The 10,033-nt window shown below is 54.1% G+C and carries 12 protein-coding genes and 1 pseudogene; 3 read left to right on the top strand and 10 right to left on the bottom strand.

From position 1 onward, the window contains the following. Window positions 1-62: 62 nt before the first annotated feature. From B4B27_RS04750 to B4B27_RS04770, 5 genes are read right to left on the bottom strand one after another with little or no spacing between them, the layout of a single operon-like run. Window positions 63-245: a hypothetical protein gene (locus B4B27_RS04750; protein WP_290724185.1), complete on the bottom strand. Its 183-nt coding sequence runs from the start codon at window positions 243-245 to the stop codon at window positions 63-65. Beyond that, window positions 245-2,194 carry a transposase family protein gene (locus tag B4B27_RS04755; RefSeq protein WP_290724188.1) on the bottom strand — a complete coding sequence of 650 codons (1,950 nt, stop codon included), beginning with the start codon at window positions 2,192-2,194 and terminating at the stop codon, window positions 245-247. Before B4B27_RS04755 ends, B4B27_RS04750 begins: the two co-directional genes overlap by 1 nt. Further along, entirely contained in the window at window positions 2,194-2,361 is a 168-nt protein-coding gene (locus B4B27_RS04760) for a hypothetical protein (protein WP_290724190.1), read from the bottom strand. Before B4B27_RS04760 ends, B4B27_RS04755 begins: the two co-directional genes overlap by 1 nt. A gap of 45 nt (window positions 2,362-2,406) precedes the next feature. Then, window positions 2,407-3,210 carry a BRO-N domain-containing protein gene (locus B4B27_RS04765; protein WP_290724192.1) on the bottom strand — a complete coding sequence of 268 codons (804 nt, stop codon included), beginning with the start codon at window positions 3,208-3,210 and terminating at the stop codon, window positions 2,407-2,409. Next, window positions 3,210-3,392: a hypothetical protein gene (locus tag B4B27_RS04770; RefSeq protein ID WP_290724194.1), complete on the bottom strand. Its 183-nt coding sequence runs from the start codon at window positions 3,390-3,392 to the stop codon at window positions 3,210-3,212. Before B4B27_RS04770 ends, B4B27_RS04765 begins: the two co-directional genes overlap by 1 nt. Before the next feature lie 153 nt (window positions 3,393-3,545). On the opposite strand from B4B27_RS04770, the gene B4B27_RS04775 reads away from it, so the two are divergent. Both B4B27_RS04775 and B4B27_RS04780 read left to right on the top strand, forming a co-directional pair. Further along, the gene (locus B4B27_RS04775; protein ID WP_290724196.1) at window positions 3,546-3,953 is read left to right on the top strand and encodes a helix-turn-helix domain-containing protein; all 408 of its coding nucleotides are present in this window, start codon (window positions 3,546-3,548) and stop codon (window positions 3,951-3,953) included. A 32-nt stretch (window positions 3,954-3,985) separates the two neighbouring features. Continuing rightward, complete coding sequence (locus B4B27_RS04780; RefSeq protein ID WP_290724198.1) at window positions 3,986-4,762, top strand: hypothetical protein; 777 nt, start codon at window positions 3,986-3,988, stop codon at window positions 4,760-4,762. Between the two features lie 111 nt (window positions 4,763-4,873). On the opposite strand, the gene B4B27_RS04785 is transcribed toward B4B27_RS04780, so the two are convergent. Continuing rightward, on the bottom strand, window positions 4,874-5,437 hold the full coding sequence (locus B4B27_RS04785) for a hypothetical protein (protein ID WP_290724200.1): 564 nt from the start codon (window positions 5,435-5,437) through the stop codon (window positions 4,874-4,876). A 69-nt stretch (window positions 5,438-5,506) separates the two neighbouring features. Here B4B27_RS04785 and B4B27_RS04790 point away from each other — a divergent pair, with 69 nt between their 5' ends. Next, a complete protein-coding gene (locus tag B4B27_RS04790) occupies window positions 5,507-5,803 on the top strand; it encodes a Mor transcription activator family protein (RefSeq protein WP_144063793.1) in 297 nt (98 codons plus the stop codon). 2 nt (window positions 5,804-5,805) lie between these two features. Here B4B27_RS04790 and B4B27_RS04795 read toward each other — a convergent pair whose 3' ends face one another. From B4B27_RS04795 to B4B27_RS04810, 4 genes and pseudogenes are all read right to left on the bottom strand, one after another. Next, window positions 5,806-6,276 (bottom strand): phage virion morphogenesis protein, encoded by a 471-nt coding sequence (locus B4B27_RS04795; protein WP_173345748.1) that lies wholly within the window; start codon window positions 6,274-6,276, stop codon window positions 5,806-5,808. A gap of 186 nt (window positions 6,277-6,462) precedes the next feature. Further along, the gene (locus tag B4B27_RS04800; protein WP_290724205.1) at window positions 6,463-7,707 is read right to left on the bottom strand and encodes a phage minor head protein; all 1,245 of its coding nucleotides are present in this window, start codon (window positions 7,705-7,707) and stop codon (window positions 6,463-6,465) included. A 4-nt stretch (window positions 7,708-7,711) separates the two neighbouring features. Next, the gene (locus B4B27_RS04805; RefSeq protein ID WP_290724207.1) at window positions 7,712-9,217 is read right to left on the bottom strand and encodes a DUF935 domain-containing protein; all 1,506 of its coding nucleotides are present in this window, start codon (window positions 9,215-9,217) and stop codon (window positions 7,712-7,714) included. A gap of 132 nt (window positions 9,218-9,349) precedes the next feature. Beyond that, window positions 9,350-10,033: pseudogene (locus B4B27_RS04810) on the bottom strand (hypothetical protein); the annotation flags it as partial.

Genomic DNA, 10,033 nt, shown 5'->3' on the forward strand with positions numbered 1-10,033 from the left:
CGGTTTTCAGGGAGACAAGTGTTGTGTTGCGGCAAAGTGTGCCTGCCCCCATCGGCTAAGTTCTAGATGAGTCCGTGTTCGGCGAGCCGTTCCTTTACCCGGAAGTAGGTGCGGATTTCGCTTTTCATCAGGCAGGGCGGCATCTTGCCGCCGTTCCTGATGATGCGGAGCGCCTTGTCCACGTTGTTTTCGGCAACGGGGCCTGCGACCGCACGGTAGATTTTCAAGAGCTGTTCGGTGTCCATTACATTGCCTCGCTTGTGGTGAGTTCGTCCCAGAGGTCGGTGCTGGGCTTTTCTTCCACGTCGCCGTCGAAGATGTTGTAGATGTCGGCGTTACCGACCTTCTTGTCTGCCTTGAGTTCCTGCGCGTCCTTGTCGTGGCGAGTGAGGTGCGTGGGGCCCTGCGGCACGAAGATGTCCTGCGGGCCCACGGCGGAGCGCATGGCGCTGATGTAGTCCGCCGCCTGCTCCTTCGTCATGTCGGGGCAGATTTCCTTGAGGAGCTTTTCTTCGTGGCGCTTGCGGGCGACCCCTTCGGCAATCTGCGCCTTGCCCACGGCATCGTCGTCCTTGACCATGGCACCCACGGCGCTCTGCAAGGTGCATTCGCCGATAAGCTTCTTGTTCAGGTCGTAGCACCAGGCGGTGCGCATGTCGTCGGGGTCGTAGCGGAAGATGACCTCGCGGCCCTTCCACACGGGCATCCATTCCGCCCAGTACCAGGTGTCGAGCTGTGCCAGGTGGAAGCCCATGTGCATGATGCGGCCCGACACGGTGCGGCTCACCAGCATGGAGAGCGTTTCCTTCGAGACTCGGCGCATGGGTTCGCGCTTGACGATTTCTTCGTTCCAGAGCTGAGAACGCGTTTTGCCGTTGTGGTGCTTGCCCTGGCAAGGGAGTCCGGGGAACACGTTCTGCATGTAGTCCTGCGCCATGTCGTAGAACTCTTCCCAGGTGGCGAAGTCGCCACGCTTGAGCACGCCCTTCAGGGGCTCCGGCTTCTCGACAACTGTGCCGCCCTTGAAGCTGTTGAACAGCCTGTCAAAGCCGTTTTTGATAATCAAGAAATTGCGTTCAATGATCTTCGCGCGGGCGTTACGCACGATGGCGAAGTGCATCTTGATACCGAGACGGCTTGCCATGGATTCGGCATACTGCTCGTCTTCCACGATCTGGTGGCCACGGCTTTGGCCGGAGAAGTCGCGGTTGCGGTATTCGCGACCGTTGTCCACGTAGATTTCTTCGGGGAGACCGTAGCGCTCTATTCCGTTGCGCATGGCTCGCAGGGTGTTCTCGGTGCCCGGGGCGTCGTGGTGCAGGCACCAGCCCATGGGCATGTAGGTCTTGAAGTCCATGAAGAGCGTGATGTAGCAGGTGGCGGGCTTTTCCTGCCCCTGCACCTTCACGAACACGTCCCACGTGCGGGTATCGCCCACCCATACCTGCCCCGCCTTGAGGTCGGAGTAGTCACGGTCGAGGTGGTAGCCCTTGTTATCGTAGAACTTCTTCTTGCCTTCGCGGGCGAAGTAGATGACATCGGGTGCGAACTCGCTCTTGAGCCTGCGCACGAATGCCGACTTGCTCGGGAAATCGTCTTCGCCCTTGCATTCGCCGCGTTCCTTCGCCTTGCCGAACGCAATCATCCAGCTGGAAAACGCGCTCAGCTTGTTTGCGGTAAGGTAGGCGGTCTTGAAGTCGTCGAACATCGTGTCGGTCACGGTGGAGCGCATGGTCTCGCGGTGGTTGATGAGCGAAATCTTGCCGCCGTCCTCGACCGAGGCGCGCTGGCGGTAGATGCTCTTGATGCTCGTCTTCATTTCGGGGTGGGCCTTGTTCCACTCGTCCACGAAACGCCCGAGTTCCTTTGTGCCCGTGATGCCTTCGCACTTGAGCAAAATGAGAGTCCACTTGTCGAAGTTCTTCTTTGCGCGGTCGGTGGCGCGGTCATAGCTTCTGATGACCGTCTCCACGTCCTCTGCGCGGGTGGCGACTTCGGTGGCTTCTGGCAGGGTCTCCTGGACATAGCGGTTCGAGGCCTCGGCGGGAAGGCTGCGGACATCGATTTCGAGAACCTTGCGTCCGTCCTTTTCGCTCCAGCGGTAGTTCCACATGGAGACGCTACGGCGAACCTGCCTGTCGGAAATCCCGAGAAGCTCCGCTGCCTTCGTTGAACTAATCCAGATCGGTTTCATTAGCGGCTAGCCCTTCCGATGTAGAATGCACGGACGCGCTTGGTGCGCATGCATTCGCCGCAGAAGTGGTCCTGGTTCACGGTGATGCGTGCTTCCTTGCCGCAGATGTCGCAGTTGCGGTTGAGCGATACGGGAACGATGGTGTTAAGAGGGATGCTGGTAGTCATTGTGGATCTCCTTGTGAGTGGAAGTTTAAGGGCGTGCTTGGTCGGCTATTCCAGCTGGTCGAGTGCGCGGGTGATGAGGAACTTCAGGAAGTCCTTGTTGTTGGGGAACGTGTGGCCCTCGTTGTAGAGCTTGAGCTTCGCGGCGTTGATTTTTTCGGTCAAGGGCTTCGGGAAGGTCATCGACGGCATCATGTTGGGGAACAGTTCGCATTGGACGGACTCTTCGGCAGGGGCGACCGTCGTGGCGTCGGTGGCGGGCGTGTAGTCGATTTTGCGCTTGACGGTGTACTTGCCCGTCTTGCGGATGGTGGGCAGCACGTCTTCGACGACCCACTTCTCGAACTTGCGGGCGTCGGGCATGCGGCTCGTCATGATGAGGCGGTAGAGGTCGGGCTCGTTGATGGCGATCATCGCCTGCTTGCCGCCCTTGGTGTCCACCGTAATCTTCTTGCAGAGTTCGGTTTCGCCTTCCACCAGATCCTTCGAGTTGATGACCTTGGAGCAGTGCTTGGAAACGGCGTCCTTCGTGTTCTTGTAGCCCAGGACCTTGCACACGTCGTCGGCGACGAACCACACTTCCTTGTTCTCGTCCTGGACCATTCGGATGCCGTCTTCGCCGTTGAACAGACGGTAGCGCAGCTTGAGCGCGGTCGCGGTGGTCGGGTCGAGCTCTTCTGCCTTGGGCGGTTCTTCCTGGACGGCGGGCAGGGTCTCGCCACGGACTTCACGGTCGAAGTCGGTATCACCTTCACCCTGGATTTCGGGTTCTTTTTCGTCCAAAGGGTGTAGCGATTCGCTATACCCTTCGGCGGTGGTTTCGGGTTCTTCGTCGAAAATTTTCTTGATCATTATGCGACTCCTTTGTTGGTGAGTCCCAGGTCCTTGAGGATGGGAGCGAGTTGTTTGTTGGTGCGGTAGCCGTTGGCCACTTCCCTTATATACTGGGCACTGTAGGGCTTTCCGGCGATTTCGGAAACCTTGGCGGCTGCCTTGACCCATGAGATTTTCGTCACGGTAAGATTATTATCCATTTGGCGAGTTTCCTCTTTTTTAGTAACTTTTTGTAGTAGTCGCTAACACAACTACATAACACAATATAACACTTGGATTACACAATGTCAAGCCCTTTTGAAAAAAAAGTGTTAGAAAATTTGAGATTGTTCGGTTCCGAACGGTTTGGAAGCATGCAAAAACTGGCTGAAGCCATGGGTGTAAGGCCCCAAAATCTCAATGCATACCTAAAAGGGGAGCGAAAATTAGGGCCCAAATACATCGCACGGCTGAAAGAAATTGGGTTCAAAATCGACAATACAGATAACACAAATTGTGTAATCAAGAACGAAAAATGCCCTGAAATAGACCTTTCGGGAGCCATCGAGCTTTCGAACACGCCCGCAAGCCGCCTCGCCCAGCTCGTGGGGGTAAGCCCCGCCACGTTCACCGCCTGGGAGAACGGCACCGCCACGCCCACCGTCGAGGAACTCTCCCGCCTGTTCAACCAGGTCGTCGCCCTCGCCCTGAGCTCCCGCCACGCCGCCACCACCCAGGCCACCACCGAACCCGAAACACCCCCCGCCCAAGCCACCGCGTAAGAGGGAACATTATCGAAATTCACTGGTAAGCCATGTCCACCGACACCATACACACAATCGTCTACGACACGATCCATACAGTCTCCTTCGATACGGTCAAGGTTGTACTGGATTCTTCTTTCACTCCGCAACTCCTCCGGGATTCGCAAGCGTTCTACTCGAACTCGTTCAACAGCTTGCTTGTGGTGTTCAGCGTGTTTGCTGCGATATACATCTTGGTGGCAACGATTATCTGGGGAAAGAAAGTCAAGCTCGAACTAGACAAACTCAAGAAAGAGTTCAATTCCATAGCCGACAGCGCCGCGCAGAAGGCCGCGAACAAAGCGACGGAACAGGCTGCCTTAAAATTCGAGCAGTCCATAGAAAAGCAACGCCACGAACTCGATGAACTGAAAATGGGTTCAAGAGCCTTGTGGCATGAAAATCTGATGGATGTCTTTGTTTCTGCGTACAAAGAAAAAAATCCCGTAAGCGTTCTGGATAAGTTGAACTCCTTTGTCTTGAAGGTTTCTTCAAGATTCGATGACTCCATCTTGAAAATGCTGTGCGATGATGTCCTTCCACTATACGAACGGAGCATCAATAGCCTTGGAATGGCAAAGGGTTTTGACAGTCTGCTTCTATCGTTATCGGACGGTCTGAACCATTTGAGAAAGTCCATACTTTCCCAGGCTGACAATACGGATCTAAAAAAGAGAACTTTAGAGAGCATTGACAATGTCCTTGCATTGATGAAACGGCTGATCGACAAGTTTAAAGATGTTCAGGCTGAATGCGATAATATCAACCGAGAAATAGCCGACTTGTAACGATTGGAAATACGACAATAAAGAGACTGCATACGATTGTCGGAATCCATACAGGCCTGTTTTCCTTACTGAAAAAATCCTTGATGTCTTTCCATGTGATGTCGAATAGATTCATATCAGTTCCCCCAAGCGAGTGATGGCGTATTCTACGATGTCGTAGGCCTGCACAATCGCCAGTCCCAAGACCGCGATATTGAGCAGCAACGATGCCAGGATGATTTTGTTCAGGTCGTTCTTGTCCTTGTCGGTAAAGTTGCCGTCCTTTTGAAATTCGGCACGGAAGTATTCGTTGACGAACGCGGGCCATGTGAATTGTAGCGTGGCGAGCGTTGACAGCTTGCCGATGAGAGAGACTTTGTTCTTGAGTTTCATCTTGGTTCCTTTGTTTGTGGTGGTTGGTTCTGTAGTTTCTTTTGACGGGTAGTTGTCGGTGCCGTTGATGCGGTTGGCGACTGCTTCCAGGGCGTCCACGGTTCGCTTGTCCAGAACGATGTCCTGGCCCTTGCCGGTCATGCAGCAATGGATGCAGACGGTGCGTCCGTCAACGGTGGTGAGCGGGATGTGAAACTTGTCCTTCTTGCAGGCTTGGCACCTGAACTTTTTCATGTACTTTCTTATGGGGTCGTTGTCGTCACCGACGGGCACGGTGCGTTCGAATGTCGTGAAGTCGTGCATGGTTTTCCTTGGAAGATTTTTTTATGTTGTTGTTTTTTTCGCGCATTTTGATTATATTTGCAATACAGAATGAGCGTCTGGGATTCCCTTACAGTTGATGACTTGCCTAACGAGGACTTGAAATGGGTCGCGAAGTCCTTGGGGCTCGATGTCGCCAAACGTATCTGGAAGAAGTTCGCGGGCAACCATGTAGCCTGCCCAGCCCGGATGACTCCCAACGCAGTGCGCCGCTACATGCGCGACAATTTCGACAAGCCAGTTCACCAGCTTGCGTTTGAAACGGGTCTCAGCGAGCGAACGATCTACAGGTACATGAACTTTGTCGAGAAGAAGCCCGAGCAGTCGGGGCAGCTTAGCCTGTTCTAGGGTCATTTCAATCCTCCGCGTTTTTTCATTTCGCCGACAAGGTGGTCCACCAGCATATCCTTGATTTTTACTTCGTCTTCGTCCTGGAGCAGCATGTAGGGGCGGGCGGGTATGCGCGAGCCTGGATGGTGAACGCTCTTGCGGTAGAGTGTCAAGCCGCCGACGGTGAACCTGAGTGCCCTGCGGTTCCTTACAACGATGTCGTGCTTTGGGGTCTTGCCGCCGTTCTGCATGATGCGGGCGTATTTCATGGGGCCGGTCATTACGGTGACGGCTGTGCCGTCGTTGTCGAGCTCGTAGTGGATGCTCTTCATGAGTGCGCCTGTGGCAAGAAGGGTCCTGCCTTTCGCCTTTTTCGAGGGGACCCACTTGTCGGGTCTGCCCTCTTCGCGGAAGTTCTGGCGGACGCTTTTGACTACCAGGTTGCCGACGGCAGCCATGACGGGCCTTGTATTTACCGAATTTCGCCGCATTATGGCGATTAGCGCGTTAAATTTGCCTATGTCTACGTCTGCATTGATAAAATCTGACATTTCCTATTGACTTCCGTTAAAAAAAGATGTATATTATGGGTGATCTCGGTTATCCCCTGATACATCCAGAATGAGGTAGCCGGGTGATCCCTTGTTGATGTATAGCCTGGGTGGTCTTTTTTTTTTCTATTTCACTTTGGTCCCCTTCATCTTGATTTTCGCATTGCTGGAATTGAAAGCTGTCCAAAGTTGAAGTCTCCCGTTCAAAGCTCTGAAAACAAGTTTTACGGCACTGTTTTTCTTGTCGCCTTGGAAAACGGACGCGAAGTCTACGTTTATGGCGGCTTGATTGGTGCCTTTGTTTTTCAGAAACTCGATATAAACGGCTCCAGGGTTCTTGAGCGTTTCTATAAAATGCCTAACAAAAGCCGTTCGTTCAGGTCTCCATTCATCGTCGCTCTCGCTATGGGTCAAGAAGTGCTTGCCTACCATTCGCGGGTTGATATACAACGGATAGTCAACTCCGTTTAGTTTGGCGATTACAGAAACACCGTTTTCGTATTTCTGGAAACCATTCATGTTTTTCAGTTCTGTTTCTAGCAGCGACTGGAAATTATTCGTAAATTCGTTTAAGTCTTCGGTGTAAAATTTCCCGCCATCTATGGCTGGAAGGACGGGGGCGCTCGCAGGCATTTTTTCTTCGGCGTATTGGTATAGACCTTGTGTCGATGCTTGCCCCCATTTCTTTTGGTCCTTCTTCAGCTTGTCTGCGTAAATCAAGCCCATGTCGGCATCGCCTATGCTGTAGTCCCAATTTTCGCCAATTTTGTTTGTATCGTTTGCGGTGGTCGGCGCCTTTGTCACTTTTTCGTCCCCGGCATCCATTTCGTACTTGCTGATATACTCCTTTTCGCAGAGACAGCCAAAGCCGTTTGGTGGACTGTGCTTTTGCCACCATGGGTGCTTTATTGGAAGAACCGTCCCATTCCAAGCCTTGTGCTCTTCACGGCTTCCGGGGAGCATCTGGCAGATATACTTTGCATGGGTGAACACGTCGGGCATGGCTCTTGCCTGCCGTTCCTGCGCTGCCGCCGCTGCTGTTGCCATGTTCGTCTGGTAGATGACCTTTGAACGCCAAGCACCATATTTGGGTTTTTCCATCTTCTCGTCGAAACTCTGGTCTGCGACCCGCCACTTCTTCGCAATGTCGTAGAAGTTGTTGCGGAAGTCTTGCAGGGAGTCGCCCTTCTCGATTGCCCTGTCAACGGCATTGCGGAAGTCGCTCAGGATGTCGTCGCGCATTGCGCCTGCGACGGTAAACGCCCTTGTGTGCATTGCACCTTCAAGGTCGTTCCAGCGCTTTGTAGGAAGGTTGATTTTCTGCTTGAAGTAATCGACGGCTTCCTTATACGCCCCCTGCTTGAAATCCATGCGTTTAGTCATTGACTATGCCCGCTTTCTTGAGGATGGAGAATCTGCCTGCAAGGTCTGCGGCAAGGAATGCCTGTTCCATTTCTTCGGCGATTTTTTCCATGGGCATTTCGGCGTAGCAGCCGATGAGCTTGTCACGGACTTCTTCGAGGCTGTGCGCGTTTTCCACCAGTTCGCGGATGGGTGCCAGGATGTCAACCTTTTCGCATTCGTCTTCCAGGTGTTCGGTGAATGCGTTCACCTGCTTGCGGAGCTCGTGGCTTGTGCTGCGGACCTTGCCCTTCTTTTCGGGGTCTTCGGCAAACATGCCGCCCTGCGGCTGGACTTCGGTCATTTCGAAATACTTTTCGTCGATGCCGTAAACGTCGGTGATATACTGGGCGTTGAACTTTACGCCGAGCTGCGTGAGCTTGATGTCGCGATTGAGTCGGGCTTCTTGAAGGTCTTCCGGGAGGATGATGTTCATCCACGGGATTTCCTTTTCGTTTGGCCAGTTGATTTCGTAAATCCAGCGGATGAGTTGGTTGATGCTGGACTCGATCATCGCGGCATCGTCGAGGGCGAGGTCTGCGCGGACATCGTTGTGGACGGTGGCCATCGCCTGGGTGCCGCCGGAACTTGTCTGTTCGGTGGTGAGCGTTTCGCCGAGCCACGCCTTTGACATCGCCTGATCTGCCCAATCGACGATTGCCTTGTGCGGGTTTGCGTTTGCCGCGCCTGCTTCCAGGAGTTCCACGGAGCCGGTCTGCGGGATGACTGCGACTGCATCGCGGACAAGGCCCACGAGCATTTTGAGGAAGTCTTGCTGTTCCTTTTCGGTTGCCGTCGGCGGGACCTTGCCGATTGCCTTGGGCATACCGTATTTTTCGACAAAGAGCATCCAGAACTTGAGACCACCCTTCTTGAAGGCGAGTGGCCAGAAGCAGCGGGAATATACCGCGTTGCCGTATGGGTTCGCCGTGGTGGGGCGGTTGCGGGTGACAAGGAACTTGCGCTCGGGCATTTCACGGCGCGAACCGTCGTTGGTCTGCAAGAGCAGCTTACTGTCGCTGTCGAACTTGAACCATTCCTGCTTGCGGTCCTTGATTGCGGTGGGGAGTATGAGCGTGCCCAGATCGGTCTGGACTGTATTCCACACGATTTCGTGTACGGCATATCCGAAGCCGATCGCTTCGAGCATCTGCGATATGACGTTTCGGAGGTCGATGTTCCAGAGGTATTCCTCAACGAACTTTGCCTTCTTCTGGTCGCCCTTGCTTCCGTCGATTGTCCAGGCTCGGCTGGTGATGGATGCAAAGCGCTTGTTTTTCACCGCGTCAAGGTGGGCGTCTATCATTTCGCGATAGACCTTGATGTTGCCGCCGTTGTTCTTGAGGATGGTGTCGGGGTTCGGGAGGTAGTCGAGCCCGGTGACGAACTCCGCCACGTTCCGGGTGGCGACTTCCTTGGCGAGCTGCAAATCGCGCTTGTCCTTGGGTTCGTTCGGGTTATTTTTGGTCTTTTTGCTCATGCAGTCCTCGGTGTATTTCTAATCTCGTTGAATGGCCGTTCAAATTCGTTGAATTTTGATTTTCTAAACTCGGATGACCGTTTACTAGTCCAAAACAAAAACGGGCTAGAAAGGGCCTTTCTGTGCGATTTTTTAGAAGGTGCTGAAATCCACGTTTTTCCCCTTGAACGGATTGGTCGTTTGCACGAATATCGGGCCCGTGTCGCTTGCGTTTTTGGCGTGGTACGCCAAGGCTGCCCCCCAGAAGAAGTCGCCGTGGCCCTGCTCGGTGCTCGCGGCGTCGTAGCGCACGTTTCCGGCGGTGGTGACAATCTTTCGGACGGCGTGGATGCTTTCGGCCTGTTCGTCCTCGATGCGGCCTTCGACTCCGGGGAACTTGGGGCACTTCTCGATGACAATCTTCTGGTCTTCGAAAGCCTGCAAGAGGTTGATGGCAAGGTCTGCCTTGACGGTGTTCGTGAACAGCACGCCTTCGACCTTGACGGAGCCGTACTTTTCCTGGGCGCGTTCTGTGAACTGGTCGCCCACGCCTGTGCGGTCGATGCAGGCACGCACAAGGTTCGGGAGCATCAGGTACTTGTAGAGTTTCTGTTCCAGGAAGCTCCACTTTTTGTTCTGGTAGGCTTCGACGGCACGGCAAACGAGCGTGCCGCCTACATCTTCGAGAACGTAGATGACATAGAGGTGGCGGTGGCGTGCCACGTCGCAACCCAGGTAAAGCGGGCCGGTCGCCTTGTCGAGCCCGAGCACTCCCTGGCGTTCGCAGCTGTGGATGAGCTCGTAGCTGATCATGGCCTTGGATTCGTCCTGCGGGTT

The sequence above is a fragment of the Fibrobacter sp. UBA2449 genome, assembly GCF_002342555.1.
In the GTDB taxonomy this organism is placed as follows: Bacteria; Fibrobacterota; Fibrobacteria; order Fibrobacterales; family Fibrobacteraceae; genus Fibrobacter.

Bases quoted from the DNA above. Each gene is read 5' to 3' on its own strand.
- B4B27_RS04805 (WP_290724207.1), bottom strand. From the start codon at position 9,217: ATGAGCAAAAAGACCAAAAATAACCCGAACGAACCCAAGGACAAGCGC.
- B4B27_RS04755 (WP_290724188.1), bottom strand. From the start codon at position 2,194: ATGAAACCGATCTGGATTAGTTCAACGAAGGCAGCGGAGCTTCTCGGG.
- B4B27_RS04795 (WP_173345748.1), bottom strand. From the start codon at position 6,276: ATGCGGCGAAATTCGGTAAATACAAGGCCCGTCATGGCTGCCGTCGGC.
- B4B27_RS04790 (WP_144063793.1), top strand. From the start codon at position 5,507: ATGAGCGTCTGGGATTCCCTTACAGTTGATGACTTGCCTAACGAGGAC.
- B4B27_RS04760 (WP_290724190.1), bottom strand. From the start codon at position 2,361: ATGACTACCAGCATCCCTCTTAACACCATCGTTCCCGTATCGCTCAAC.
- B4B27_RS04770 (WP_290724194.1), bottom strand. From the start codon at position 3,392: ATGGATAATAATCTTACCGTGACGAAAATCTCATGGGTCAAGGCAGCC.
- B4B27_RS04775 (WP_290724196.1), top strand. From the start codon at position 3,546: ATGCAAAAACTGGCTGAAGCCATGGGTGTAAGGCCCCAAAATCTCAAT.
- B4B27_RS04750 (WP_290724185.1), bottom strand. From the start codon at position 245: ATGGACACCGAACAGCTCTTGAAAATCTACCGTGCGGTCGCAGGCCCC.
- B4B27_RS04800 (WP_290724205.1), bottom strand. From the start codon at position 7,707: ATGGATTTCAAGCAGGGGGCGTATAAGGAAGCCGTCGATTACTTCAAG.
- B4B27_RS04785 (WP_290724200.1), bottom strand. From the start codon at position 5,437: ATGCACGACTTCACGACATTCGAACGCACCGTGCCCGTCGGTGACGAC.
- B4B27_RS04765 (WP_290724192.1), bottom strand. From the start codon at position 3,210: ATGATCAAGAAAATTTTCGACGAAGAACCCGAAACCACCGCCGAAGGG.
- B4B27_RS04780 (WP_290724198.1), top strand. From the start codon at position 3,986: ATGTCCACCGACACCATACACACAATCGTCTACGACACGATCCATACA.